Origin of the sequence: Mesorhizobium sp., assembly GCF_017306585.1 — a bacterium.
Taxonomy (GTDB): Bacteria; Pseudomonadota; Alphaproteobacteria; order Rhizobiales; family Rhizobiaceae; genus Mesorhizobium.
Genome location: NZ_JAFKIC010000108.1, coordinates 42,692 through 67,870 on the forward strand (window position 1 = coordinate 42,692; position 25,179 = coordinate 67,870).

Annotated in this window: 24 protein-coding genes; 22 read left to right on the top strand and 2 right to left on the bottom strand. The window is 63.8% G+C overall.

Annotated elements, in window-relative coordinates:
* Positions 1-108 precede the first annotated feature (108 nt).
* The 3 genes from J0I79_RS05025 to J0I79_RS05035 are packed head-to-tail and all read left to right on the top strand — an operon-like array spanning position 109 to position 2,991.
* Positions 109-411 carry a (2Fe-2S)-binding protein gene (locus J0I79_RS05025; protein WP_292855506.1) on the top strand — a complete coding sequence of 101 codons (303 nt, stop codon included), beginning with the start codon at positions 109-111 and terminating at the stop codon, positions 409-411.
* Complete coding sequence (locus J0I79_RS05030) at positions 411-1,844, top strand: FAD/NAD(P)-binding oxidoreductase (RefSeq protein ID WP_292855507.1); 1,434 nt, start codon at positions 411-413, stop codon at positions 1,842-1,844. Before J0I79_RS05025 ends, J0I79_RS05030 begins: the two co-directional genes overlap by 1 nt.
* A complete protein-coding gene (locus J0I79_RS05035; protein ID WP_292855508.1) occupies positions 1,828-2,991 on the top strand; it encodes an FAD-binding oxidoreductase in 1,164 nt (387 codons plus the stop codon). The genes J0I79_RS05030 and J0I79_RS05035 overlap by 17 nt, the downstream gene beginning before the upstream one ends.
* Before the next feature lie 24 nt (positions 2,992-3,015).
* Here the strand turns inward: J0I79_RS05035 and J0I79_RS05040 are convergent, their stop codons facing one another.
* The gene (locus J0I79_RS05040) at positions 3,016-3,561 is read right to left on the bottom strand and encodes an Lrp/AsnC family transcriptional regulator (RefSeq protein WP_292855509.1); all 546 of its coding nucleotides are present in this window, start codon (positions 3,559-3,561) and stop codon (positions 3,016-3,018) included.
* Between the two features lie 125 nt (positions 3,562-3,686).
* Between J0I79_RS05040 and J0I79_RS05045 the strand changes: the two genes are divergently transcribed.
* The 12 genes from J0I79_RS05045 to J0I79_RS05100 all read left to right on the top strand — a co-directional run bounded on the left by J0I79_RS05045 (position 3,687) and on the right by J0I79_RS05100 (position 16,668).
* Positions 3,687-4,589, top strand: coding sequence for a LysR family transcriptional regulator (locus J0I79_RS05045; protein ID WP_292855510.1), 903 nt, complete (start codon positions 3,687-3,689; stop codon positions 4,587-4,589).
* Between the two features lie 177 nt (positions 4,590-4,766).
* A complete protein-coding gene (locus tag J0I79_RS05050; protein WP_292855511.1) occupies positions 4,767-5,621 on the top strand; it encodes a transporter substrate-binding domain-containing protein in 855 nt (284 codons plus the stop codon).
* On the top strand, positions 5,618-6,337 hold the full coding sequence (locus J0I79_RS05055; protein ID WP_292855512.1) for an ABC transporter permease subunit: 720 nt from the start codon (positions 5,618-5,620) through the stop codon (positions 6,335-6,337). The genes J0I79_RS05050 and J0I79_RS05055 overlap by 4 nt, the downstream gene beginning before the upstream one ends.
* Positions 6,334-7,029: an ABC transporter permease subunit gene (locus tag J0I79_RS05060; RefSeq protein ID WP_292855513.1), complete on the top strand. Its 696-nt coding sequence runs from the start codon at positions 6,334-6,336 to the stop codon at positions 7,027-7,029. The genes J0I79_RS05055 and J0I79_RS05060 overlap by 4 nt, the downstream gene beginning before the upstream one ends.
* Before the next feature lie 129 nt (positions 7,030-7,158).
* Positions 7,159-7,947, top strand: a complete 789-nt coding sequence (locus J0I79_RS05065; RefSeq protein ID WP_292855514.1) for an amino acid ABC transporter ATP-binding protein — start codon at positions 7,159-7,161, stop codon at positions 7,945-7,947.
* Between the two features lie 44 nt (positions 7,948-7,991).
* Complete coding sequence (locus J0I79_RS05070; RefSeq protein WP_292855515.1) at positions 7,992-8,327, top strand: hypothetical protein; 336 nt, start codon at positions 7,992-7,994, stop codon at positions 8,325-8,327.
* Between the two features lie 75 nt (positions 8,328-8,402).
* Complete coding sequence (locus J0I79_RS05075) at positions 8,403-9,749, top strand: FAD-binding oxidoreductase (RefSeq protein WP_292855516.1); 1,347 nt, start codon at positions 8,403-8,405, stop codon at positions 9,747-9,749.
* A gap of 208 nt (positions 9,750-9,957) precedes the next feature.
* Positions 9,958-10,929 carry a sugar ABC transporter substrate-binding protein gene (locus J0I79_RS05080; RefSeq protein WP_292855517.1) on the top strand — a complete coding sequence of 324 codons (972 nt, stop codon included), beginning with the start codon at positions 9,958-9,960 and terminating at the stop codon, positions 10,927-10,929.
* A gap of 124 nt (positions 10,930-11,053) precedes the next feature.
* Entirely contained in the window at positions 11,054-12,556 is a 1,503-nt protein-coding gene (locus tag J0I79_RS05085) for a sugar ABC transporter ATP-binding protein (protein WP_292855518.1), read from the top strand.
* Positions 12,553-13,569: an ABC transporter permease gene (locus J0I79_RS05090; protein ID WP_292855519.1), complete on the top strand. Its 1,017-nt coding sequence runs from the start codon at positions 12,553-12,555 to the stop codon at positions 13,567-13,569. The genes J0I79_RS05085 and J0I79_RS05090 overlap by 4 nt, the downstream gene beginning before the upstream one ends.
* A 32-nt stretch (positions 13,570-13,601) precedes the next feature.
* Positions 13,602-14,603 (top strand): substrate-binding domain-containing protein, encoded by a 1,002-nt coding sequence (locus J0I79_RS05095; protein ID WP_292855520.1) that lies wholly within the window; start codon positions 13,602-13,604, stop codon positions 14,601-14,603.
* Between the two features lie 85 nt (positions 14,604-14,688).
* A complete protein-coding gene (locus tag J0I79_RS05100; RefSeq protein ID WP_292855521.1) occupies positions 14,689-16,668 on the top strand; it encodes a GGDEF domain-containing phosphodiesterase in 1,980 nt (659 codons plus the stop codon).
* A gap of 19 nt (positions 16,669-16,687) precedes the next feature.
* Here J0I79_RS05100 and J0I79_RS05105 read toward each other — a convergent pair whose 3' ends face one another.
* A complete protein-coding gene (locus J0I79_RS05105; RefSeq protein WP_292855522.1) occupies positions 16,688-18,010 on the bottom strand; it encodes an MFS transporter in 1,323 nt (440 codons plus the stop codon).
* Between the two features lie 209 nt (positions 18,011-18,219).
* Here J0I79_RS05105 and cyoA point away from each other — a divergent pair, with 209 nt between their 5' ends.
* From cyoA to J0I79_RS05140, 7 genes are read left to right on the top strand one after another with little or no spacing between them, the layout of a single operon-like run.
* The gene (gene cyoA / locus J0I79_RS05110; RefSeq protein WP_292855523.1) at positions 18,220-19,401 is read left to right on the top strand and encodes a ubiquinol oxidase subunit II; all 1,182 of its coding nucleotides are present in this window, start codon (positions 18,220-18,222) and stop codon (positions 19,399-19,401) included.
* A gap of 10 nt (positions 19,402-19,411) precedes the next feature.
* Complete coding sequence (gene cyoB / locus J0I79_RS05115) at positions 19,412-21,409, top strand: cytochrome o ubiquinol oxidase subunit I (RefSeq protein WP_292855524.1); 1,998 nt, start codon at positions 19,412-19,414, stop codon at positions 21,407-21,409.
* 9 nt (positions 21,410-21,418) lie between these two features.
* Positions 21,419-22,045, top strand: coding sequence for a cytochrome o ubiquinol oxidase subunit III (gene cyoC / locus J0I79_RS05120; RefSeq protein WP_292855525.1), 627 nt, complete (start codon positions 21,419-21,421; stop codon positions 22,043-22,045).
* Complete coding sequence (cyoD, locus tag J0I79_RS05125) at positions 22,042-22,419, top strand: cytochrome o ubiquinol oxidase subunit IV (protein ID WP_292855526.1); 378 nt, start codon at positions 22,042-22,044, stop codon at positions 22,417-22,419. The genes cyoC and cyoD overlap by 4 nt, the downstream gene beginning before the upstream one ends.
* On the top strand, positions 22,416-23,219 hold the full coding sequence (locus tag J0I79_RS05130; RefSeq protein ID WP_292855527.1) for an SURF1 family protein: 804 nt from the start codon (positions 22,416-22,418) through the stop codon (positions 23,217-23,219). The genes cyoD and J0I79_RS05130 overlap by 4 nt, the downstream gene beginning before the upstream one ends.
* Positions 23,216-24,568 (top strand): ATP-binding protein, encoded by a 1,353-nt coding sequence (locus J0I79_RS05135; RefSeq protein WP_292855528.1) that lies wholly within the window; start codon positions 23,216-23,218, stop codon positions 24,566-24,568. The genes J0I79_RS05130 and J0I79_RS05135 overlap by 4 nt, the downstream gene beginning before the upstream one ends.
* A complete protein-coding gene (locus tag J0I79_RS05140) occupies positions 24,558-25,094 on the top strand; it encodes a response regulator transcription factor (RefSeq protein WP_292855529.1) in 537 nt (178 codons plus the stop codon). Before J0I79_RS05135 ends, J0I79_RS05140 begins: the two co-directional genes overlap by 11 nt.
* The last annotated feature ends 85 nt before the right edge of the window (positions 25,095-25,179 follow it).

The window sequence follows — 25,179 nt, forward strand, 5'->3', positions numbered from 1 at the left end:
CAAGCGGTCGACCTTTGGAAGAATCGGTTCGTTCCGACACGTCATTTGGAAAAGTCTTCGACAGAACGGCCGCTAGCTTGGTTCCAGGCAATTTCGAGTTATGATCCGATGACAGGCAACAGCGCAGGACAGTTCATACGCTTGGGCGAGACCGGCAGGACGCCGGTCGCGATCCGCATCGACGGTGAAAGTGTCGCTTGCCTCCGAGGCGACACGCTGCTGACCGCCTTGCTGCTGCACGGCCGGCTTCTGCGTCATTCCGAATTCGGCGACGGGCCACGTGCCGGCTTCTGCAACATGGGCGCCTGCCAGGATTGCTGGCTGTCGCTCGGCTCGGGCGAAAGGGTTCGTGCCTGCACCACGCAGGTCCGGGACGGCATGGATGTACTGACGCGCGAGGCGACATTATGATGGCCGGCAGCGATCGGATCGTCGTGGTGGGCACCGGCCCGGCAGGTTCACGGGCAGCGCAAACCCTCTACGGGGCCGGATGCCGCAATCTTACGGTCATCAGCGAGGCGCCGGCGAGCGGTGGCCAGATCTACCGGCGACAGCCCGTTGGCTTCGAGCGTCCGCCGTCCAGTCTCTATGGTGAGGATGCGCCGAAGGCCGTGCGCCTGCACGGCATGTTCGATGCCCTTGCCGGCAAGATCGATTATCGGCCCAACACGCTGGTCTGGAACATTTTCGACGGTGCCGTGCATACGCATGATGGCGCCAGCACGGACAGGCTGGAATTCGACCGGCTGGTGCTGAGCACCGGCGCGATGGACCGGGTCATCCCGATCCCGGGATGGACCTTGCCTGGCGTATTCACCCTCGGCGGCTCACAGATCGCGCTCAAGAACCAGGCCTGCTCTATCGGCCGCGCCGTGGTCTTCGCCGGCACCGGGCCGTTGCTCTATCTCGTCGCCTATCAATACGCCAAGGCCGGCGCCAATGTCGTGGCGGTGCTCGATTCCGCTTCCTATTTCGACAAGGTTCGTGGCGCGGCGTGGATGGCGCGGTCGCCAAAGATGCTGCTGCGCGGCCTTGCCTATCGCCGCTATCTGGCGCGCAAGCGCGTCATGTTGCGCGAAGGGGTACGCCTGCGCGCGGTCGAGGGCGCCGACAATGTCGAGGGCATTCGTTTCACGACCGGCGGCCGGGACGAGTTTGTCCAATGCGACGCCGTCGGTCTCGGCTTCGGCCTGACCCCCGAAATGCAGCTCGCGGAAATCGCGGGGTGCCGCACCCGCTTCGATGCGGACAACCGGCAATGGGTGATTGCGCATGACGGCCAGGGTCGCGCAGGCAATGGCATCTATGTCGCGGGCGACGGCAGCGCGATCGGTGGCGCCGATGTCGCCGAACTCGCCGGCGAGCGCGCGGCGCTGGCGTTGCTGGCCGATATCGGCTTGCCAGCTTCGAAAACGCGGCTGCGCCAGATCGAGCGCGCTTCCGGCCGCCTGGCCGGCTTTCGAAAGGGTGTTGAAACGAGCTTCCCGTTCCCGGCCGCCTGGATCGACGAGGCACCGGACGAAACGATCCTGTGCCGCTGCGAAAACGTGAGCTTTGGTGAGGTCCGGGCCGCGATTGCCCGGTTCGAACCGCGCGAGGTCAATCGGCTTAAGGCCCTTGCACGGCCAGGCATGGGACGCTGTCAGGGCCGCGTCTGCGGGCCGGTGCTGGCCGAACTGCTTTCGGCGGTGACCGGACGGCCGCTCGAGCAGGTCGGCAAGCTGCGCGGGCAGGGGCCCGTCAAACCGATCTCCTATGGGAGCACGTGCGGCCAGGCCGATCCGCAGGTCCACGCCTGGATGCTTGCCGGTGAAAAAAGTGACGCAGATGACCAAAGCCTTTGAAACGGAAGTCGTCGTCATTGGCGGTGGCATAGCCGGCGTCTGTTCGGCCTACTATCTCGCAAGGCGCGGCGCGCGGGTCGTCCTGTTCGAACGCGGCGCGGTCGGCGCTCAGGCCAGCGGCGTGAATTTCGGCGGCCTGCGCACCAATGGCCGCGCCGAGCCTGAACTGCCGCTCAGCCTGCGTGCGCGCGCTCAATGGCAGAAGATCGAAACACTCGTCGGCGACAACTGCGAGACGGAGATCACCGGACATGTCGAAATCTGCGACCGGCCAGAGCACATGGCGGCCGTGGAACAATGGGCTGGCATGGCCGAGACCCATGGCGTCGGGGCGCAATTGCTGAGTGCCGCGGACGTTGCGCGGCGCTTCCCCTGGATCGGCACCAAGGTGTTGGGCGGATGTTTCGTCGCCGGCGACGGCGCGGCGAACCCGCGGCTCGTCACGCCGGTCTTCGCCATCGCCGCGTGCAAGCTGGGCGTCGACATCCGCGAACATGATGCTGTCCGGACCATTCGCCATGATGGGGGATGCTTCCAGATCGAAAGCGAATCCGGGACCGGGGTGCGCGCGCCGATCCTGGTCAATGCCGCCGGCGCCTGGGGGGCGCGTCTTGCCGCGCAGTTTTCGGAGGTCTTTCCACTCGACGTGATGGCGCCGCAAATGGTGGTCAGTGAGCCATTCGCGCGCGTGGTGACGTCGACCGTCGATTACCCTGTCAACGGACGCTTCTTCTACGCAAGGCAGATCGGCAGGGGCAATTTGCTGTTTGGCCGGGGCCCCGGCCGCGCCGATCTCGATCTGGGTCGCGCCAGATACGTTCCGCAGAACCTGTTCGATGCTTCGCGCATCGCCGTCGACGTGCTGCCCTTTCTGCGCGGGCGCAATTTCATCCGCACCTGGGCCGGTGTCGAGGGCAAGTCACCGGATTCGCTTCCATTCCTGGGCAAGAGCCGCGCCATCGATGGATTGATTCATGCCTTCGGCTTTTCCGGGCATGGCTTCCAGCTCGGTCCCGGTATCGGCGAGGTGGTCGCCGAACTGGCGCTCAACGGCCGCACCTCCACCCAGATCGAGGGTTTCGACCCCTATCGGTTTGCCAAGCATTCCGGTGCCATGGGCAACGCACCGCTGATCCAGACCGGCTGAAAGCCTGCCGCGACGAAGACGCGATCAGGCAACCCGCCGCAACTCTTCCGCAGGCGCCTGCAAGGACGCCGTTGCCGGGGACGAAGGCTCGTTCTTGATCTCGCGCAACACCACGAAACTGTCGAAGCGCGAGAAGGATACCTCGCCATCGAGCAGCTCGCGCGAGATGACTTCATAGGCGGCGACATCCCTGCAATCAAAGCGCAGCATGTAGTCGTACGGGCCGCACAGTCCGAAGCAGTTGGTGATTTCCGGATGGTGCTTGATCCGGCGCTCGAAGGTCTGGAAGTCGGCCGAGCCATGGTTTTTCAGCGACACCGCGGCAAAGACCGTGACGTTGGGAAAGAGGCGGGACCAGTAGATCTGGGCGCGGTAGCCGGTGATCAGCCCCATTTTTTCCAGCCGGCGCAAGCGTTTATGGCAGGGGCTGGCGGAAATGCCGACCAGCGAGGACAGTTTGAAATTCGTGATCCGGCCATTTTTCTGCAATTCCGTGAGGATGCGCAGATCGATGCGGTCGATCTTGCCGGGAAGGCCTGCGAATTCCGGTTTCATAGGCACCATGTTCATTGTCTTTTTCTCCTGACGAGGCTCAATTGCTGCAGGCTTTCACGCCTGCCAGCCAGTCGGTCTGCTGGGCCGTGCCAGAATGAGAGGACGCCCAAGGCTTGCAATCGAAAAAAGGTAACGCCTGAATGAGCGCCAGACATGCAGACACCGTCAGGCTGCCTTGGCTCAACACGCTGGTGGCGTTCGAAGCGGCATCGCGCCTCGGCAGTCTGACGCTTGCGGCCTCGGAGTTGAACCTGACGCCCGGCGCGGTGAGCCGGCAGATCAAGCTGCTCGAACAGTCGCTCGACGTGACGCTGTTCCAGCGCAGTCACAACGCCATCGAACTGACCGACGCGGGCCGGGCCTTTCTCGGCCACGTCAAGAACGCGCTGGCCGAAATCCGCAAGGGCGCGCGCGAGGTTTCGGGACAGGCCGCCAAGCTCACTATCCGGGCGCCGCTGACGCTGACGCAGCGCTGGCTGATCCCCAGGCTAGAGCACTATCATCATGACCACCCCGGAGTTGACCTGCGCTTTCGCACCATAGGAACGGCCGGCAGCGACAGGATCGATGTCGAGATCAAGTATGCGCGCGGCTCGCCGCCGGCGACAGAGGTCGAGGGCGAGATGTTTCTGGCCGACAACACGGCACCCATCTGCCGGCCTGAACTCCTGAGCCGCCTTGGCATCCTGACCGATCCCATCCAGGTCCTGTCCCTGCCGATCCTGCAAGACACGGCGGATGCCTGGTCGTGGCGTCAGTGGTGCAAGGGCGCGGCGATCCCCTTCGAACCGCTTGGCCGAAGCATGGTCTTCGACACGGACGAAGCCGCGATCGACGCCTGTCTTTCCGGACTGGGTGTCGCCCAGGCCAACACGGCCTTCGTCGATCCCTTGCTACGGTCGGGCAGCATCACGCGGCTTTGCCCGCAGATCGAGGTTTTGCTCGGAGCCTATTATGCCGTGGTCCATACGTCCGGACGGGTGGCCGATGCGTTCGTGGCATGGCTCAAGAGCCAGGGGCGCGGCGCGGAGTTGGTAAAATAAACTGCCGGCCAGACCGGGAAAGCAGACATTTTTTGCCGCCCGCCAATGTTCGTTTGACCGAACGTGGCTGGCTTTCGGCCTACTCTCGCAAGGGTTCCACGCAAGATGCCCGTCCGGGCGGCAATGCGAGGCGCGACAAAAACGAGAGGGTGAACGAAGATGAACATGAAGAGACGAATGCTGCTTGTCTCCGCCGCGATGCTTGTCGCCGGGGCCAGCACGGTCCTTGCGGCCGACCAGCGTGTGGTGAAGCTCGCGACCGACGGCACCTACGCGCCATTCAACTACACCGATCCGTCGGGCAAGCTCGTCGGGTTCGAGCCCGATCTGGTCGATGACATCTGCAAGCGCATGAACGTCAAATGCGAATGGGTCATCCAGAATTTCGACGGCATGATCCCCGCTCTCAACGAAAAGCGGTTCGACGCCATCCTCGCTTCGCTTTCGATCACCGACGAACGCGCCAAGGCGGTTGATTTCTCCATCCCCTATTATGCCGGCCCGACGCGTCTGATCGCGTCCGGCGACGGCAAGCTCGGCCAGTTCAAGAGCGGTGAAGGTTCGACCATCCTGCTCGGCTCGATGAGCGACAAGGACAAGGCCGTCATCGGCGACGTGGCGGCCGCGCTCAAGGATGCGACCGTCGGCGTCGAGCGGGCATCCACCCATGCGAAGTTCTTCGAGGAGACCTTTCCAGGCGTCAAGGTGAAGATCTACGACAAGGGCGAGAACATGATGCTCGACCTCGTCGCCGGCCGCATCGACGCCGCCGTCGACGGAGCCGGCTCCACTCTCAATTTCATCAGCGAGCAGGAAAAGGCCGGCAAGAAGTTCGTCGCCTTCGGCCCAGCCCTCAAAGGAGGCGCTCTCGGCAAGGGTGTGGCCCTGGCCTTCCGCAAGGGCGAAGAGACGGAATTGCGCGAAGAGTTCAACAAGGCGATCCGTGAGGCGACGGCCGATGGCAGCATCTCGAAGATGAGTGTCAAATGGATCGGCGTTGACGGCTCGATTCCGGAAAACGCCGCAAAATGAATCCTCTGCACCTTCTCGCCTTCGGCCCGACCGGCTGGGGCGATGAACTGGCCTATGGTGCCGCGATGACCCTGGTCATCGCGGCATTGGGCTTCGCCGGCGGGCTCGTCCTGGGCCTGCCGATCGCGGCGGCGCGGCTATCGTCGAACGTTGTGCTGCGGGCGATTTCGGGGGTCTATGTCACCGTCGTGCGCGGCGTGCCCGAACTCCTGGTGATCTACCTCCTGTTTTTCGGCGGTGGCCAGTTCTACCGCTATGTCGCCGATGCACTGGGCTATTCCGGCGCGGTCGCCGCCGACGCCTTCAGCGCTGGTGTTCTGGCCGTCATCCTGATCTGCGCGGCCTACAGCGCCGAGGTGTTTCGCGGCGCGTTCCAGGCCATTCCGAAAGGACAGATCGAGGCCGCCAACGCTTTCGGCATGACGCGCTCCACATTGTTTTGCCGCATCAAGCTGCCGCAGATGCTGCGCTATGCCCTGCCATCCATCGCCAATGTCTGGCAGCTGGTTTTGAAGGACACCGCGCTGGTCTCGGTGACGGGGCTGGTCGAGCTGATGCGCACCATCGATGTCGCCGCCGGCTCCACCCGCAGCCCGTTTCTGTTCTACATGACCGCCATCCTTATCTTTCTCGCCTTCACCGCCGTCTCGAACAAGGCTTTCGAAGGTGCTGAACGCCATTTCAGCCGCTCTGTCATCGGGGGCTACGGCAAATGAGATGGGACGTCTTCTTCGGATCGTTTCCGACCTTGCTTTCGGCGCTTCCGGTGACGCTGGAACTGGCTGTGATCTCGATCACGCTTGGGTTCCTGCTGGCGGTGCTGCTGGCGGCGGCACGGCTTTCGGGGCTGCGCGCTCTTGCGGCGCTCGCCTATGCCTATGTCTACGTCATTCGCGGTACGCCGCTCCTGGCGCAGGTCTTCTTCGTCTATTACGGGCTTGGCCAACTCGACGCGATGCGCAACTCCATCCTGTGGCCTGTCTTTCGGGAGGCCTATGCATGCGCGCTCATCGCCTTGTCGCTGAACACGGCGGCGTATGGCAGTGAGATCATCCGCGGTGGATTGCTCTCGGTCCCGCGTGGGCAGATCGAGGCCGCCAAGGCGTTCGGCCTCAGCCCCACGCAGAGGTTTCGCCACGTGGTGTTCCCGCAGGCCTTGCGGGCGATGCTGCCAGCTTACGGCAATGAGCTGATCCTCATGCTCAAAGGCACGTCGCTCGCCAGCACCATCACCATCATCGAGCTGACCGGCCAGGCGCGCATCCTGGCCTCGGAGACCTACGCTCCCATCGAGGTCTTCCTGGCGGCGGGCGCCATCTATCTCGGCCTCAACGTCGTGCTCAGTTTCGGGGTGCGGCTGCTCGAAGGCCGGGTGCAGCGCAGCGGGGGCTTCGCCATGGAAGGCTGAGGCGAACTGCCTTGCCATTCCAGCCGCGCTGAAGCCCAGCCGGCGAAGCCGCCCGGTCCAACAGACAAACAAGGCCTGTTCCAGCAATGGCGTGCCGCGCCGCCCAGCCAGCCATACAGGAGGAAACCGATGAATAAGACAGAACTGCCTGCAAGCCAGCCCGGGCTCGCGGTGCCGACGATCGAGTCACGGGATTTGCGCAAGAGCTTCGGCGCCGTGGAGGTACTCAAGGGTGTTTCCTTCAAGGCTTACGAGCATCAGGTGATTTCGATCATCGGCGCCAGCGGGTCGGGCAAAAGCACGTTCCTGCGCTGCCTGAACTTCCTTGAGGCACCGAGTTCCGGTGAGATAGACTTCAAGGGCCGAAGTCTGGAGATTGGTGGCGGTAGAGCGCCGACGCGGATCGAGATCGAGGGGCTGCGCCGCCGCACCGGAATGGTGTTCCAGCAGTTCAATCTGTGGTCGCACTGGACCGTGCTGGAGAACATTATCAAGGTTCCCATCCACGTGCACGGCGTGCCACGCCAGCAGGCCGTTCAACGGGCGATGGATCTGCTGGCCAAGGTTGGCCTGCGGGAGAAGGTCAACGCCTATCCGGCATCGCTGTCAGGAGGCCAGCAGCAGCGCGTCGCCATCGCGCGAGCGCTTGCCGTCGAGCCGGAACTCCTGCTGTTCGATGAACCAACCTCGGCGCTGGATCCCGAACTGGTCGGCGAGGTGCTGGCCGTGATCCGCGCGCTCGCCAAGGAGGGCCGCACCATGCTGGTTGTCACGCATGAAATGAGCTTTGCCCGCGAGGTATCCGACAAGGTCGTGTTCTTCCATGACGGGCGCATAGAGGAAGAAGGTCCCCCGGCTGAAGTCCTGCGCCAACCGCGCAGTCCCCGGCTCGGCGCGTTCCTGAAGTCCGTTCGCTAGCTAGCTGTGTCGGTGGGAGGCGACCCTGGCCTGGAGCAGTCGGAGTGCCGCCGACGAGGCTGAAACCGGGCAAGAATGCGGTCTATGCCCGCAAGGACAAACCTCTGGCGTCTTCCCATTGTCCCGGGACGAGCGGGCCGCGCGATGTCATGACCGCTTCGCGCGACGCCATGATCATCGCCAGCATGGTATCGGTCGGGCTTGGCGCGGCGTTCGTCTCGCGATCCGTGCGCTGCATCCGGTTGCCGAACGTCGTCTATCGCCCCTGTCGGATGTGGCTCCAAAGGCCGAACTCGCCGTGGCGTTCCGGCGGAGATGCCTCGAGCGTGGTCAACAATTTCATCGCGCTGGCTCGCAGACTTTCCAGGTCGACCGTGTAGTGCTGACCGGCACTTCATGCGTTGCCGGCGTCGAAGCGGCCAACCGGGCCGCGCGCCTCGAAGGGACATTACTCCTTGACGACTTTTCCGTTCACCGAAGCCACTCCCGTCCAGTTTCAAGACCCGCTGCCGAAGACCTCGGACGTCGTGATCATCGGCGGTGGCGTCATCGGCGTGACCACGGCGCTGTTCCTGGCGCGGCGCAACATCTCGGCGACCTTGCTGGAGAAGGGGCGCATCGCGGCCGAGCAGTCCTCGCGCAACTGGGGCTGGATCCGGCAACAGGGCCGCGATGCCGACGAACTGCCGATCGTCATCGAGGCGCGCCGGCTGTGGCGGCAATTGGCCGAAGAGTGCGGCGAGGACATCGGGTTGAGGCAGACCGGCGTTACCTATCTTGCACGCACCGACAAGGAGATGGCCGACTTCGCGGCATTCCTGAAGATCGCCGAGGCCCATGGCGTCGATACGCGTCTGCTCGACAGCGGTGAGGCAGCCAGACTGATCCCGGCCATGTCGCACGCCTTCAAGGGCGCCATGACCACGCCGTCGGACATGCGGGCCGAACCCTGGGTCGCCGTACCCGCGCTCGCCCGCCTGGCCGCCAGGCAAGGCGTCACCATCATCGAGAATTGCGCGGCCCGCATGCTCGACATCGCGGCGGGGCGTATCAGTGGTGTCTGGACAGAGAAAGGCCGTATAGCCACGTCGAACGTCCTCGTCGCCAGTGGGGCATGGACCTCGCTCTTCCTGCGCGTGCACGGCGTTTCGATCCCGCAGCTCAGTGTGCGGACAACCGTCGCGGCGACCGCGCCGATGCCGGAAATCCACGCGGGCGCCGCCGCGGACGAACATATCGCGTTCCGGCGCCGGCAGGATGGCGGATACACGCTGGCCGCAGGCGGCAGTCACCTGCTTTATGTCGGGCCGGACGCGTTCCGCCATGCTCTGAAATATCTGCCTGCCTTGAAACTAAATCCCTTTGGCACGCGCTATTCGCCGGCGGCGCCTCGCGCCTATCCAGACAGTTGGACGACCCCGCGCAGATGGGATGCGGACAAGGAAAGCCCGTTCGAGCGGATGCGTGTTCTCAATCCAGCCCCGGAGGCCAGTGCCCTTCGCGCCATCGACAGGGAATTCAGGCGGCTCTTTCCGCAGTTCAAGACTGTGCCGCTGAAGGCAAGCTGGGCGGGCATGATCGATGCGATGCCAGACGTGGTGCCGATCGTCGATCGCGTCGCGGCGGTCCCGGGACTGGTCGTCGCCACCGGAATGAGCGGCCATGGCTTCGGCATCGGGCCCGGCATGGGCCGCGTGCTGTCCGATCTGATCCAGGGCAACGAGACGGGGCACAATCTCCACAGGTTCCGCCATGCCCGCTTCAGCGACGGCAGTCCGATCCGCCCCGGGCCTTCCCTTTAAAGGGGCAATCTTGCCCGGTTGGCGGGAACGAGACGAACCTTGTCGGGTTTCCGGCTCCTTTACGGCCGGAGCCGCCGCCTCTCCGATCAAATCCAGGCTTTGGCGGATGAAGTCCTCACATCGATCTTGACATCTCCGGAACTCGCGCTCTAGCCTGTGGCGTAATCGGTTACGTAACCGATTACGGATCAAACAAGTGGAGGAGAGCATGAGCAAGGGTTCAAACGCGTCCGGTCTCGATCTAGGCCGCTTCTCGCGTCGTCAGTTTCTCAAGACCAGCGCCTTGGCCGCGGGCGCGCTGGCGCTGCCGCTCGGTCCGGCATTTGCCGCCGACAAGCCGAAGGTCGGACTGGTCATGAAGTCGCTCGCAAACGAGTTCTTCAAGCAGATGCAGGCCGGCGCCGAGGACTATGCGGCCAAGAACAAGGACAAGTTCGATTTCGCCGCCGTCGGCATGAAGGACGAGCGCGACTTCGCCGCCCAGGTCGACGCGATCGAGAACTTCATCACCCAGAACTACAACATCATCGTCGTGGCGCCCGCCGATTCGAAAGCCATGGTCACCCCCATCGCCAAGGCGCTGAAGGCCGGCATCAAGATCATCAACATCGACGTCTCGCTCGACGACGAAGCCAAGAAGAAGGCCGGCATCGATCTCGCCTTCTTCGGCCCGGACAACCGCGCCGGCGCCAAGCTTTCCGGCGATGCTCTCGGCAAGGCGCTGGGCAAGGGTGGCAAGGTCGTCATCCTCGAAGGCAATCCGGAGGCCGACAACGCCAAGGAACGCAAGCTCGGCTTCGATGACGCGGTCAAGGAAAACGGCCTCGACCTCCTCGATTCCAAGACGGCGCATTGGGAGACCGAGGAAGCCAACACGCTGATGACCAACTTCCTCACCCAGCACCCCGACATCCAGGGTGTCATGGCGGCCAACGATTCGATGGCGCTTGGTGTCGTCAAGGCGATCGACGCGGCCGGCAAGTCCGGCCAGATCAAGGTCGTCGGTTTCGACAACATCCCGGCGGTCGGGCCGCTGCTCAAGGCGGGCAAGATGCTGGCCACAGTCGAGCAGTATGGCGCGCAGATGGCCGCCATGGGCATCGATTACGGCCTGCGTGAGCTCGCCGGCGAGAAATTCTCCGGCTGGGTCAAGACCGACATCAAGCTGATCACCGCCTGAGGCGAGGGGGAACGCCGGCTCTCCCTCCGGCGTCCGCTTGTCTTATCATCGCCGCCGGCATCTCCGGCGGCGATGGCGGCACGCTCGGCCGTCCGGTGAAGAGCGCAATTCAGGATTCCGCTGCATGGACGATGCCATCCTCTCCCTGGAAAGGGTCGGAAAGATATTTCCCGGCGCCGTGGCGTTGAGCGACGTGTCGCTATCGGTCGCGCGCGGCGAGACCCACATCATCCTGGGTGAGAACGGCGCCGGCAAGTCGACGCTGATCAAGCTTCTCGCCGGTATCTATCAGCCCGACAGCGGGTCGATCGCCTTCAACGGCGCGCCCTACCAGCCCAGGACCCCGCACGACGCGCAGCAAAGCGGCATCCGCATCGTGCATCAGGAACTGAACCTTCTGCCCTATCTCAGCATCGCCGAGAACCTGATGCTGGAAAGCCTGCCGCGGCGTGCCTTCGGTATTGTCGACGGCAAGGCGCTGAACAGCCGCGCCGTGGCGCTGTTGAAAGAGGTAGGGCTCGACATCGACCCCAGAACCCGTGTCGAAGCGCTCGGCGTGGCACAGATGCAGCTGGTCGAGATCGCCAAGGCACTGAGCTACGACAGCAAGCTGTTGGTGCTCGACGAACCGACGGCGACGCTGACCCCCCCGGAGATCGAACGGCTGTTCGCCATCATCAAGCGGCTGAAGGCCAAAGGCGTCACCATCATCTACATCTCGCACCGGTTGCATGAGGTGTTCGAGATCGGCGACAGGGTGACGGTGCTTCGTAACGGCAGGCTGGTCTCGACCCGCGACCTCCAGGGCCTCACCGTGCCCGACCTGGTGCGCATGATGATCGGCCGCGACATCGCCGACGAATACGGTTTCGATGCCTCGATCGTGCTAGGCCCGGTGGCGCTCAGCGTCGCCAATCTGAAGCGGGACGCCGCGACGCCCGCCATTTCCTTCGATGTGCGGCATGGTGAGATCCTGGGTGTCGCCGGTTTGGTCGGCAGCGGCCGCACGGAAGCCATGCGCGCGCTGTTCGGCGCCGATCCCAAGCTCGACGGCGTTGTCGAGATAGACGGCAAGCCGGTGGCGATCACCGCGCCCAAGGATGCGGTGCGCCATGGGCTGAGCCTTCTCACCGAAGACCGCAAGGGGCAGGGCCTGCTGCTCGACATGCCAGTCGACAAGAACATCACCATCACCGATCTCGGCAAGGTTTCGCGCAACGGGCTGATCCGCCGCCGGGCGGAGGCCGCTGCCGCCAACGATCTGGTCGGGCAGCTGCGCGTCAAGGCAAGCTCCATCGAACAGGCGGTGCGCAACCTCTCCGGCGGCAACCAGCAGAAGGTGGTACTGGCCAAATGGCTTTTCCGGGGCACCTCGACCCTGATCCTCGACGAGCCGACGCGCGGCGTCGATATCGGCGCGCGGCGCGAAATCTACCAGCTGCTATGGATGCTGGCGGCGGCGCAAAAAGGCATCATCATGGTCTCGTCGGACCTGCCCGAGTTGATGGGCATGTGCCATCGCATCATCGTCTTTTCCAAAAACAGGATCGTCGGCGAAGTGCCGCGCGCCGCGTTCGACCAGGAACACATCCTGTCGCTCGCCTATCAGGAGTATGTGCGACCATGAGCGAGACGTCCCAACCCGTCGCGGCGGCGCCCGTGTCACTGGCCCGGGCCAAATTCCTGCGCTTTCTTGTGCGCGATGCCGGCGTGCTTCTGGCGCTGGTGCTGATCACTTTGTTCTTCTCGGCCACCGCGCCCTATTTCGCCACCTCGGGCAATGCGCTGAAGATCTTCGTGCAGATCGCCATCAACACGGTGCTCGCCGCCGGCATGACCTTCGTCATCCTCACCGGCGGCATCGACCTTTCGGTCGGCTCGGTGCTGGCGCTGTGCACCGTCGTCGGGGCAACGGTCATGATCGACGAAAACCTGTCGCCGGCCGTCGCCATCACGCTGGCGCTGCTGACCTGCATGGCGACCGGCGCGGTCTGCGGCTTCCTCAACGGCTGGATCTCGACGCGCTGGAAGATTCCCTCCTTCATCGTCACGCTCGGCATGCTGAACATGGCCGCGGGCGCGGCCCGCGTCGTCAGCGATAATTCGACCATCACCGGCCTGCCGCAGAGCTTCGTCGATTTCGGCAATCTCATCATCGGCGGCTTCCTGCCCTCGATCTTCCTGGTCGCGGTGCTGGTGATCGCCGCCGGCTGGTTCGTGCTGCGCTTCACCGTCTTCGGCCGCATGATCTTCGCCGTCGGCACCAATGACGAGGCGGTGCGGCTGTCCGGCCACAATCCGGATTTCTACAAGGTCGCCGCTTTCACCATCAGCGGGCTGACGGCCGGCATCGCGGCCATGGTCTATCTCCTGCGTCTCAACATCGGCAGTCCGATCGCGGGCGTCGGTTACGAACTCAACGCGATCGCCGCCGTCATCATCGGTGGCACCAGCCTCAGCGGCGGCAAGGGCTCGATCATCGGCACGCTGGTCGGCGCCTGCATCCTGCAGGTGCTCTCGACCGGCCTGCAACTGCTCGGCGTCGGCGATAATTTCAAACCGATCGTGATCGGCCTTGTCATTGTGCTCGCCGTCATCCTAGACGCATACCGGGAGAGGTTGTTGCGCAGAATCCGCTAAGGGACGTTTGCAGGGAAAGTGGACAAAGGACCATGACGACGATTGCCGATGTCGCGCGCTATGCCGGTGTATCCGTCGCCACCGTCTCGCATGTGATGAACCGCACGCGCCATGTCGAGCCGGAAACGGCCGAGCGCGTGCGCGGCGCGATCGCCGCATTGCGCTACAGCCCGAACTCCCTGGCGCGCAGCCTGCGGCGCGGAGAGACCAAGACCATCGGCCTGCTCGTGCCCGACAACGCCAATCCCTTCTTCGCCAGCGTGGCGCGCCAGATCGAGGATGCGGGCTTCGTCGCCGGCTACACGGTGATCCTGTGCAACTCCGACGGCAGCGCCGAGAAGGAGGAACGTTATCTCCAGGTGCTGATGGCCAAGCAGATCGATGGGCTGATCTTCGCCGGTTCGTCCGATCACGCTCGCGTGTTCTCGAGCCTGTTGCCCAACGTGCCGGCGGTGCTGCTCGACCGTGAGATCCACTCGGTCAACGTCGATTCGGTGCTCGTCGATCACGATCATGGCGGCTATCTCGCCGGACGGCATCTGGTTGGCCTTGGCCACAGAAAATTCGGCGTCATCGGCGGACCGCGGGATTCGAGCTCCAGCCCCGCCCGCCTGCAGGGCTTCGTCCGGGCGCTCGAAGAAGCCGGCCTCGACCTGCCAGGGTCGTCGGTGGTCGATTCCGACTATCATTTCGTCGGCGGCCGTGTCGCGATGGAGCAGTTGATGGCGCAGGCGCCCGATATCACTGCGCTTTTTGCCTGCAACGACCTGATGGCGATGGGCGCGCTGACGGTGCTGCGCGGCCGCGGGCTGCGCGTTCCCGATGAGATGTCTATCGTCGGCTTCGACGACATACCCTATGCCGTGACGACGTGGCCGCCATTGACGACGATCGCACAGCCGGTGGAGAAGATCGGTACGCTTGCGGTGAGCCTGCTCATGCAGCGTCTCGGAGAGCCGGAAGCGCCCTCGCGCCGCGAGATCCTGGCGCCCGCGCTTGTCGAACGCGAAAGCTGCGCGCCGGCACGCAAGTAACGTCACGCACGAGCGCAAATCCTTAACGCGATTTTTATCTCGCTGCCCTAACCACTATGCCATGGCACGGCATTTCGAGCTGCGGGTGGCAGGCTCCATTCTCGAGGGGCAGGGCGGAGCCGTCGAAGCCGGTATTCTGCGCGATCAACTGGCCGATCTGAGGAAGGGTGTCTTCATCTCCATGCCGATCGGCACGGTGCTGTCGGCGCTGATCCTGGCCGTGCAGATGCTGTCGGGTGGCGGTATCGCGGCGGTGTTATGGTTCGCGGCGGTCAGCACGCTGAATTGCGCGCGCATTGCGTTGGCCCTTGCCCGATTGGGCGCGCCCGACAGCAGGCCGAAGGCAGTCCGCAACCGGCTTTCTCTTTATGGAATGCTGGCCTTTGGCTCGGGCATCGCCTGGTCTTGCCTGGCCCTGCTGACGAACGGCTACACCACGCCCCAGGCATCGCTTTACCTGATCGTGCTTGCCGGCACGTCGGCGGGTTCGGTGACATACGGAACCTCCTACGCACCGGCTTCGATAAACTTCATAACGCTGCCGCTTCTGATCGCGGTCGGATGCATCGCGGCGAAGGGCGGCATTGAGAACTACGTCCTGGCCTTCACCGTACTCCTCTTTCTTGCCGGTATGGTGAGAAGCGCGATGCTCGGGCAATCCCGTTTCAGGGAAACGAGCCGCCTCAAATACGAGGCGAGGGCCTTCGCCGCCGAGATGGAACAAAACTCCAGGCGCGATCCGCTGACGAACCTGCTCAACAGGCACGGGCTCGAACACGCAATATCCCGGCTGGGCTCTTCCGACGGCCCGTTCGTGGCCATGCTCATCGACCTCGACGGCTTCAAATCCGTCAACGATACCTATGGCCACAACATTGGCGATGGCCTGCTGGTCAAGGTCGCGCTCAGAATAGAGGACCATGCGCCGAAGGGAGCCGTCATCGCGCGTATCGGCGGCGACGAGTTCGTCCTGCTTTTTCCAGCCGGCGCCTCTCTGCATTCACCCGAGGCACTTGCAGCCGCCATCATCGCGGCCATTGCGAACCCCGACCCGGACCTGGCTTCGGTGCGTGTCGGCGCATCGATCGGAATCTACCAGTCGGACAAGCCGAAACTGACCGACATGCTGCTCCGGGCGGACTTCGCGCTTTACGCGGCCAAGCGCAGCGGCAGGAACGAATACTGTCTCTTCGATGCAGAACTCGACGAAGCGCTCGAACGCAAGCACTGCATCGAACGGGATCTGCGCAGCGCTATCGAAGCCGGCACGCTTTGCTCATGGTTCCAGCCCCTGGTTCGGCTGGACAATTATGCGGTGGTAGGATTCGAGGCCCTGCTGCGCTGGCGGCACGCGATCCACGGAGCCATCTCCCCGCCCGAGATCGTCACCGCCGCACGCGAGACCGGTCTGCTGTCGCTGCTGACCGAGACGGTGTTCCGCAATAGCTGCGCCATGATCGAGGATCTGGCGAAGGCCGGACGTAACGATGTCCGGGTCGCCATGAACCTGTCGCCCCGCGAGCTCGAGGCCGGCAATGTCGACGACATGATACTGGACATCGTCAAGGCCAGGAACGTTCCCACGGCAATGCTCGAGATCGAGATCACCGAGGAAGCACCGGTCGATCGCGACAGGGTCGACGAGAAGGTCGGGCGTCTCGCGGATGCGGGCATATCGATCGTGCTCGATGATTTCGGCACCGGCTTCTCGACCCTGGTCTCGCTGAAGGACAGCCGCATCCGCAAGATCAAGATCGACAAGGACTTCGTGCGCGACCTCGCCAAGTCCGTGGAGGATCAGGCGCTGGTCAAGGCCGTGATCGATCTCGGGCGCACGCTGGGCATAGAAGTCATGGCGGAGGGCGTCGAGACGGACGCCGATCGCATGATCCTGCGATCGCTCGGCTGCACGGTCGCCCAGGGCTTTCTCTTCTCCGCCGCGCTTCCCAGGCATGAAGCGCTTGCCTTCGACGCGCGGCTTTCCAGCACGTCCGTCGCCGCGGAAGCCCTGTTCGATCCCGCGCAGATCGCGCTGCGCAATCCGCACAGCGGCAGCGCGGCTTGACCGCGGCCGCGATCGCTGCTCAGTCGGCTGCCCGATCGCCCACGGAACGCTTTCCGTCGATCCAGAGCGCAAGCAAGGTGCAGGCAGCGCCCGACAGCAGATAGGCGCCGGCGGCGATCAGGCCGAAATTGCCTGCCAGCAGGAGTGCCGCGAGCGGCGCGAAGCCGGCGCCGAACATCCAGGCCAGGTCCGAGGTTATCGCCGAGCCCGTATAGCGATGGTGCCGCGAGAAGCTCGACGCCACAACGCCTGACGATTGGCCGAAGCTCAGCCCCAGCAGGATGAAGCCCAGCACCATGAACAACGCTTCGCCCACCGTGCCGCCGTTCAGAAGCTGCGGGGCGAAGCCGCTGAATGTAGCGATGGCAATGGCCGAACCGCCGAGCAGGGCGCGGCGTCCAACGCGATCGGCCAGCGGGCCGGATGCGACGATGGCCGCGATGCCGAACAGGGCGCTCACCGCCTCGATCAGCAGGAAGCGCGCCGGCCCCTCATTGGTGAACAGGAACACCCAGGAGAGCGGAAACACCGTCACCATGTGGAACAGGGCGAAGCTTGCCAGCGGCGCGAAGGCGCCGATGACGACGTTGCGGCCCTCGGTCTTGACAGTTTCGCGGATGCGCGTCGGCTGCAGGTCGCCGCTCTCGTACAATTTCGAGAATTCCGGCGTCACCACGATGCGCAGCCTGGCGAACAGGGCCACCACATTGATGGCGAAGGCGACAAAGAAGGGATAGCGCCAGCCCCACGAGAAGAAGTCGTCGGCCGACAGGTTGGCGACGAAGAAGGCAAAGAGCAGGCTGGCCACGATGAGGCCGATCGGGGCGCCGAGCTGCGGGATCATGGCGTAGATGCCGCGCCGGTTATGCGGTGCGTTGAGCGCCAGCAGCGAGGGCAGGCCGTCCCAGGTGCCGCCGAGCGCCAGGCCCTGTCCGATACGGGCAAGCGCCAGAAGCCAGACCGCTACGGCGCCGATTTCTCCGGAGGCGGGAAGAAACGCGATGGCGACCGTCGATGTGCCGAGCAGGAACAGGGCGATCGTCAGCTTCGCCCCACGGCCATAGGCACGGTCGACCGCCATGAACAGAACCGTGCCGAACGGGCGCGCGATGAAGGCCAGCGCGAAGATGGCGAATGAGTAAAGCGTGCCGGCCAGCGGGTCGTGGGTGGGAAACACCAGCTTGGGGAAAACGATGACGGACGCGATCGCGTAGACGAAGAAGTCGAAGAACTCCGACGTCCTGCCGACGATCACGCCGACCGCGATGTCGCCCGCGCTGACCTGGCCATGATGCGAGCCGATCAGCTCGCTGTTCGTTTCGGCAGTCGAAGTCTGAGCCATCTTGTCCGTTGCCAACGCGTGGAATGAAATCTCCGGGACGCAATTCCAGCCATCCCATTGTGCGCTGCACACTGCGCCAAAGCCAGGCCGACTGGGCATTGGACAAATTGTCCAATGTCACCGCGCCGCCGGCGGCAGTAGCCCTTTGATCGATACCGCACTGCAACATTCACCATAGGGTTGCCGCGGTCGACCGAGGGCAGCGTCTGATGAAACGATTTGGAGCCTTGCTTCTGTTCCCCCTGGCCGGGCTGCTGAGCGGTTGCGACCTGGTCGTGCTCGCGCCGGCGGGCGACGTCGCGGCCCAGCAGCGTGACCTGCTCGTGGTCTCGACCCTCTTGATGCTGATCATCATCGTGCCGGTGATGGCGCTGACCGTCTTCTTCGCCTGGCGCTACCGGCAGTCCAATGCCTCCGCGACCTATGCGCCGGACTGGGACCATTCGACGAAACTGGAACTGGTGATCTGGGCTGCCCCCCTGCTCATCATCATCTGCCTTGGCGCGCTGACCTGGCTCGGCACGCACCTGCTCGATCCCTATCGCCGCATCGACCGCATCGAGCCCGGCCAGCCCGTCACCCAGAACCATAAGCCGCTCAGGGTCGAGGTCGTGGCGCTCGACTGGAAATGGCTCTTCATCTATCCCGACTACGGCATTGCGTCCGTCAACGAGCTCGCCGCTCCGGTCAACCAGCCGATCGATTTCCGCATCACCTCGTCGGCGGTGATGAATTCCTTCTACATTCCCGCCCTTGCCGGGCAGATCTACGCCATGCCCGGCATGGAAACGAAGCTGCACGCCGTCATCAATCAGGCTGGCACCTATAGTGGCTTCTCGGCCAACTACAGCGGCGCCGGTTTTTCCGGCATGCGCTTCGCCTTCCATGGCATGTCCGATGATGCCTTCGGCCAGTGGGTGGCGCAGACCAGGACCGCCTCGGCCAAGCTTGATCGCGACAGCTATCTCGACCTGGAAAAACCGAGCGAGAACGAACCCGTCCGCCACTATGCCTCCGTCGATCCCGACCTCTACGGCGCCATCCTCAATCTGTGCGTCGAGCGCGGCAAGATGTGCATGAGCGAGATGATGTCGATCGACGCCAAAGGCGGCCTCGGCCTGGCGGGTGTGCGCAACACGCTGCCGCTGCAATATGACAAGGTCGCCCGACGCGGCGCCATCTTCGGAAACGACCCGTCCTATGTCGCCAGCATCTGCACGGCGGAAGAGGCCGCCGCCGTTTCTCGCGCGTCGCGCGAGGACTGGCCGACATACTGGCCGGCCAAGAACCTGTCGCCGCTGCGCGGGGCGGGTTTGCTGCGGCCGGGAACAGACAGCCGGAGCGCCGAGGCGGATACGTCGCCGCTCGGCATGCTGCGGCGTGAATTGTGAGAGATAGCCGATGCCCGATACGCTGACCAAGTTCATTTTCGGCCGCCTCACGCTCGAGTCGCTGCCGCTGCACGAGCCGATCGTGGTGGCCACCTTCATCGCGGTGGCGCTCGGCGGCATCGCCCTGCTTGCCGCGATCACCTATTTCAAGCTCTGGACCTATCTCTGGCGCGAGTGGTTCACCAGCGTCGACCATAAGAAGATCGGCATCATGTACATGGTGCTGGGCCTCGTCATGCTTTTGCGCGGCTTCTCCGACGCCATCATGATGCGGCTCCAGCAGGCGATCGCCTTCAACGGCTCCGAGGGTTATCTCAACTCGCACCATTACGACCAGATCTTCACCGCGCATGGCGTGATCATGATCTTCTTCGTGGCGATGCCTTTCGTCACCGGCTTGATGAACTTCGTCGTGCCGCTGCAGATCGGGGCGCGCGACGTGTCGTTCCCCTTCCTCAACAATTTCTCCTTCTGGATGACGGTCGGCGGCGCCGTTCTGGTCATGGCCTCGCTGTTCGTGGGCGAGTTCGCCCGCACCGGCTGGCTCGCCTATCCGCCGCTCTCCGGCATCGGCTACAGTCCTGACGTCGGTGTCGATTATTACATCTGGGCGCTGCAGGTGGCGGGCGTCGGCACGACGCTGTCCGGCATCAACCTGATCTGTACCATCATCAAGATGCGCGCGCCCGGCATGACGATGATGCGCATGCCCGTCTTCACCTGGACATCGCTCTGCACCAACGTGCTGATCGTGGCGTCCTTCCCGGTGCTGACGGCCGTGCTCGCCATGCTGTCGCTCGACCGCTATGTCGGCACCAACTTCTTCACCAACGACTTCGGCGGCAACCCGATGATGTATGTGAACCTCATCTGGATATGGGGTCACCCGGAAGTCTACATCCTCATCCTGCCGCTGTTCGGCGTCTTTTCCGAGGTCACCTCGACCTTCTCCGGCAAGCGCCTGTTCGGCTACACCTCGATGGTCTACGCCACGGTGGTCATCACCATCCTGTCGTATCTGGTCTGGCTGCACCATTTCTTCACCATGGGCTCCGGCGCCAGCGTCAATTCCTTCTTCGGCATTACCACGATGATCATCTCGATCCCGACAGGGGCGAAGATATTCAACTGGCTGTTCACGATGTATCGCGGTCGCATCCGCTTCGAACTGCCGATGATGTGGACGGTGGCATTCATGCTGACCTTCACCGTCGGCGGCATGACCGGCGTGCTGCTTGCGGTGCCGCCGGCCGATTTCGTGCTGCACAACAGCCTGTTCCTGATCGCGCATTTCCACAATGTGATCATCGGCGGCGTGCTGTTCGGCCTGTTCGCCGGCATAGCCTACTGGTGGCCGAAAGCCTTCGGCTTCAAGCTCGATCCGTTCTGGGGCAAGGTCTCCTTCTGGTGCTGGGTGGTCGGCTTCTGGTTCGCCTTCATGCCGCTCTATATCCTCGGCCTGATGGGTGTGACGCGCCGCATGCGTGTCTTCGACGATCCCTCGCTGCAGATATGGTTCGTCATCGCCGCCTTCGGCGCGGTGCTGATCGCCGCCGGCATCGCCGCCTTCCTGATCCAGATCTTCGTCTCCATCCGCAAGCGCGAGGCCCTGACCGATCCGACCGGCGATCCCTGGGATGGCCGCACGCTCGAATGGGCCACCTCTTCGCCGCCGCCCGCCTACAACTTCGCCTTCACGCCGGTCGTGCGCGACAACGACGCCTGGTGGGACATGAAGAAGGCCGGCTACGTCAGGCCGCTCTCCGGCTTCAAGCCGATCCATATGCCCAGCAACACCGGCACCGGCATCATCCTGGCGGGCTTCAGCGTCGCGCTCGGCTTCGCCATGATCTGGTACATCTGGTGGCTGGCGGCGCTGAGCTTCGTCTGCCTCATCGCCACCGCCATCGGCCACACCTTCAACTATAACAGGGACTTCCACATTCCGGCGGCTGAAGTCACGCGCACCGAAGAGGCCAGGACCGCGCTCCTCGCCGCTCAGGGTTAGGGGTTGAGCATGGCATCGACGGCAACAATGGCCGGCACCGAACCGGTCTTCCACCTGGAAGAAGAGCATGCGCATGCCGAGGGCAGCAGCACCATGCTCGGCTTCTGGCTCTACCTGATGAGCGACTGCCTGATCTTCGCGATGCTGTTCGCCGCCTATGGCGTGCTCGGCGGCAATTACGCGGCCGGCCCCGCGCCCAAGGACCTGTTCGACCTCAATCTGGTGGCGGTCAACACCGCCATGCTGCTGTTCTCCTCGATTACCTATGGCTTTGCCATGCTGACCATGGACAAGGGCCGCGTGGCGGCAACGCAGGCCTGGCTTGCCGTGACCGGCCTGTTCGGCCTGGCGTTCCTGTCCATCGAGCTCTACGAATTCGCGCACATGATCCATGAGGGCGCCACGCCACAGCGCAGCGCCTTCCTGTCGTCCTTCTTCACCCTGGTCGGCACGCACGGCCTGCACGTCACCTTCGGCATCGTCTGGCTGGTGACGCTGATGGTGCAGGTCGCGAGATTCGGCCTGATCGAAGCGAACCGCCGCCGGCTGATGTGCCTCTCGATGTTCTGGCACTTCCTCGACGTCATCTGGATCGGCGTCTTCACCTTCGTCTATCTGATGGGAATGTTGCGATGAGCACTCACGATCATGCCGCCGATCACGGCCACGCGCATGGCGGCGCCGCGCACGGATCGCTGAAAACCTATCTGATCGGTTTCGTCCTGTCGGTAATCCTGACCGCCATTCCATTCTGGCTGGTCATGACCGGCGCCATCGACAACAAGCAGGCCACGGCGATCGTCGTCATGGCCTTCGCGGCGGTGCAGATCGTCGTTCACATGGTCTTCTTCCTGCACATGAACACCGCCTCGGAAGGCGGATGGTCGATGCTGGCGCTGATCTTCACGCTGATCCTGGTGGTCATCGTGCTGACCGGCTCGCTCTGGGTGATGTACCACCTCAACGCCAACATGATGCCGGGCCTTCACGACATGCGCGAAATGCCATGAGCCCCGCGCCGGGCACCGGGAGGATTGTCGCGGGAGAGATCGCGCAGGGTGCTTCCGCGTCGCCCAAGGATGCCGGCAGATCACCGGCAACGCGCCTTGCTTTCGTCCTGCTCGGGCTCTTCGGCGTGCTGGTCTTTGTCGGGCTCGGTATCTGGCAGTTGGAAAGGCGGATCTGGAAACTCGACCTGATCGCCCGTGTCGACCAACGCATCCATGCTCCGGTCGTCGATGCGCCGGGTCCGCGGGACTGGTCGGGCATCACCGCCGCCGGTTACGAATACAGCCATGTACGATTGGCCGGGCAGTTCATGGGCGGCGCCGACACTCTGGTGCAGGCGGTGACCGAGCTCGGCGGCGGCTATTGGGTGCTGACGCCGATGCGAACCGACCGCGGCTTTATCGTGCTGGTCAATCGCGGCTTCATTCCCCAGGAGCGCAAGGCGGAGTTCGAGCGCGGGAACGGCACTCCCGCCGTGCCGGTCGTCATCGACGGCCTGTTGCGGATCAGCGAGCCCGGCGGTGGCTTCCTGCGCAACAACTACGCCGCGGGCAATCGCTGGTATTCGCGCGACGTTGCCGCCATCGCGGCAGCGCGTGGCCTGACTGATATCGCGCCTTACTTTGTCGATGCCGAGGCCGCCGGTGTGGACAATTGGCCGCGCGGAGGCCTGACCGTCGTGACTTTCCGCAACAGCCACCTCGTCTATGCTTTGACCTGGTTCACGCTCGCTGCCATGCTCGCCATCGCCCTGGCCCGGCCGGCGATCGGTGGCCCCAGGCGGCAAGGACCGGCAGGATGAGCGTCTCGACGCCAACGCTTCACAACGAGAAATCCTTCGTCGCGGCATCCCTTGCGGCCAAGGGCGGCGCGGCGGCTGACCCGGACGCGGCGAACCGCAAGAACCTGCTCCTGCTCATCCAGCTGCGCTGGCTAGCGGTGGCCGGCCAGGTGTTCACCATCCTGGCGACGGAGTACTGGTTCGAAATTCCGCTGCCGCTGGCGGAAATGGCCGGCGTCGTGATTTTCCTCGTAGGGCTGAACATCTTCAGCCTGCTGGCCTTGCGCGGCCAGCGCCCGATCAGCAATGCGCAGTTGTTCGTCGCGCTCATCTTCGACATGGCGGCGCTGACGACGCAGCTTTACCTCAGCGGCGGCGCTTCCAACCCCTTCGTGTCGCTCTATCTCCTGCAGATCACACTGGGCGCCGCGCTGCTGACGCCGTGGTCCACCTGGATCCTGGTGGTGGCCGCGTCGGCCTGCTTTGTCTTCCTCATCTTCCAGTCCCTGCCGATCGCCATTCCGCACCACGGCGGCAGCGATCTTCTGGCCCTGCATATCCAGGGCATGTTCATCTGCTTCGTGCTGGCGGCGGGCCTGATCGTGATCTTCATGACGCGCATCAACCGCAATCTGCGCGAGCGCGATGCCTATCTCGCCGATTTGCGACAGCGCTCCGCCGAGGAGGACCATATCGTGCGCATGGGCCTTCTGGCGTCGGGCGCCGCGCATGAGCTGGGCACACCGCTTTCGACCATCTCCGTCATCCTGTCCGACTGGCGCCAGATGCGCTCCGTCACCCGCAACCGCGAACTGGCCGGCGACATGGCCGAAATGCAGGCGCAGATCGAGCGCTGCAAGAGCATCGTTTCGGGCATTCTCATGTCTTCGGGCCAGGCAAGGGGCGAAGGCACGATCCGCACCAGCATTCGCCATTTCCTCGACGATCTTGTCCAGGAGTGGCGTGTCAGCCGCCAGCCGGCCAATCTGGACTACAGGAACGGTTTCGATCCCGACGAACAGATCGTGTCCGACACGGCGCTGAAGCAGGTCATCTTCAACGTCTTCGACAATGCGCTTGAAGCATCGCAGCACTGGGTCGGCGTGTCAGCCGAAAGGCAGGGCGAGAAACTGGTGATTTCGGTGCGCGACCGCGGGCCGGGTTTTGATGCGGGTGTTCTGGCCGCGCTTGGCCAGCCCTATATGTCGAGCAAGGGACGGCCGGGCGGTGGCCTCGGCCTGTTCCTCGTTGTCAACGTCGTGCGGAAACTGGGAGGAGATTTTTCGGCACGCAACATGGAGCAGGGCGCCCGTGTTACCCTTTCGCTGCCTTTGGCGGCACTGACCGATGGAGATGATCATGAGACCTGATCGATCCCTGTTCATCGTCGAGGACGACGACACTTTCGCCCGAACGCTCAAACGTTCGTTCGAGAAGCGCGACTATGACGTTGTGGTCTGTCACGGCCGGGAAGAACTGCTCAGTGCCCTCGAGAGAGCCGTTCCGGCCTATGCTGTGGTCGATCTCAAACTTGGCGCCGGCGGATCCGGGCTGGAATGCGTCAAGTTGCTCAGCGCCCGCGATGCGTCCGTGAAGATCGTCGTGCTGACCGGCTTCGCCAGCATCGCCACCGCCGTCGAGGCGATCAAGCTCGGCGCGAGCCATTATCTGGCGAAGCCCGCCAACACAGACGACATCGAAGCCGCCTTCGGCCGCAGCGAGGGCGATGTTTCCGTGCCGGTCTCCAGCCGTCCGACCTCGATCAAGAACCTCGAATGGGAGCGTATCCACGAAACCCTGGTCGAGACCGGCTTCAACATTTCCGAAACCGCGCGCCGGCTCGGGCTGCACCGGCGCACCTTGGCGCGCAAGCTCGAGAAGCGCGTGATCAGGTAGCCGGCGGCATCGCGAACCTATCGGATCGGCCTTGCCGCTTGCTGGCTCGGCACCTGAGCATTCGAAGGCTTTCCCAGGCGGCCCC

What these genes read in the sequence shown, in the direction of transcription:
- J0I79_RS05095 (WP_292855520.1), top strand. Translation starts at nt 13,602, where the DNA reads ATGACGACGATTGCCGATGTCGCGCGCTATGCCGGTGTATCCGTCGCC.
- J0I79_RS05080 (WP_292855517.1), top strand. Translation starts at nt 9,958, where the DNA reads ATGAGCAAGGGTTCAAACGCGTCCGGTCTCGATCTAGGCCGCTTCTCG.
- J0I79_RS05025 (WP_292855506.1), top strand. Translation starts at nt 109, where the DNA reads ATGACAGGCAACAGCGCAGGACAGTTCATACGCTTGGGCGAGACCGGC.
- J0I79_RS05105 (WP_292855522.1), bottom strand. Translation starts at nt 18,010, where the DNA reads ATGGCTCAGACTTCGACTGCCGAAACGAACAGCGAGCTGATCGGCTCG.
- cyoD (WP_292855526.1), top strand. Translation starts at nt 22,042, where the DNA reads ATGAGCACTCACGATCATGCCGCCGATCACGGCCACGCGCATGGCGGC.
- J0I79_RS05040 (WP_292855509.1), bottom strand. Translation starts at nt 3,561, where the DNA reads ATGAACATGGTGCCTATGAAACCGGAATTCGCAGGCCTTCCCGGCAAG.
- J0I79_RS05060 (WP_292855513.1), top strand. Translation starts at nt 6,334, where the DNA reads ATGAGATGGGACGTCTTCTTCGGATCGTTTCCGACCTTGCTTTCGGCG.
- J0I79_RS05045 (WP_292855510.1), top strand. Translation starts at nt 3,687, where the DNA reads ATGAGCGCCAGACATGCAGACACCGTCAGGCTGCCTTGGCTCAACACG.
- J0I79_RS05055 (WP_292855512.1), top strand. Translation starts at nt 5,618, where the DNA reads ATGAATCCTCTGCACCTTCTCGCCTTCGGCCCGACCGGCTGGGGCGAT.
- J0I79_RS05030 (WP_292855507.1), top strand. Translation starts at nt 411, where the DNA reads ATGGCCGGCAGCGATCGGATCGTCGTGGTGGGCACCGGCCCGGCAGGT.
- cyoC (WP_292855525.1), top strand. Translation starts at nt 21,419, where the DNA reads ATGGCATCGACGGCAACAATGGCCGGCACCGAACCGGTCTTCCACCTG.
- cyoB (WP_292855524.1), top strand. Translation starts at nt 19,412, where the DNA reads ATGCCCGATACGCTGACCAAGTTCATTTTCGGCCGCCTCACGCTCGAG.
- J0I79_RS05140 (WP_292855529.1), top strand. Translation starts at nt 24,558, where the DNA reads ATGAGACCTGATCGATCCCTGTTCATCGTCGAGGACGACGACACTTTC.
- J0I79_RS05090 (WP_292855519.1), top strand. Translation starts at nt 12,553, where the DNA reads ATGAGCGAGACGTCCCAACCCGTCGCGGCGGCGCCCGTGTCACTGGCC.
- J0I79_RS05065 (WP_292855514.1), top strand. Translation starts at nt 7,159, where the DNA reads ATGAATAAGACAGAACTGCCTGCAAGCCAGCCCGGGCTCGCGGTGCCG.
- J0I79_RS05135 (WP_292855528.1), top strand. Translation starts at nt 23,216, where the DNA reads ATGAGCGTCTCGACGCCAACGCTTCACAACGAGAAATCCTTCGTCGCG.
- J0I79_RS05085 (WP_292855518.1), top strand. Translation starts at nt 11,054, where the DNA reads ATGGACGATGCCATCCTCTCCCTGGAAAGGGTCGGAAAGATATTTCCC.
- J0I79_RS05130 (WP_292855527.1), top strand. Translation starts at nt 22,416, where the DNA reads ATGAGCCCCGCGCCGGGCACCGGGAGGATTGTCGCGGGAGAGATCGCG.
- J0I79_RS05050 (WP_292855511.1), top strand. Translation starts at nt 4,767, where the DNA reads ATGCTGCTTGTCTCCGCCGCGATGCTTGTCGCCGGGGCCAGCACGGTC.
- cyoA (WP_292855523.1), top strand. Translation starts at nt 18,220, where the DNA reads ATGAAACGATTTGGAGCCTTGCTTCTGTTCCCCCTGGCCGGGCTGCTG.
- J0I79_RS05035 (WP_292855508.1), top strand. Translation starts at nt 1,828, where the DNA reads ATGACCAAAGCCTTTGAAACGGAAGTCGTCGTCATTGGCGGTGGCATA.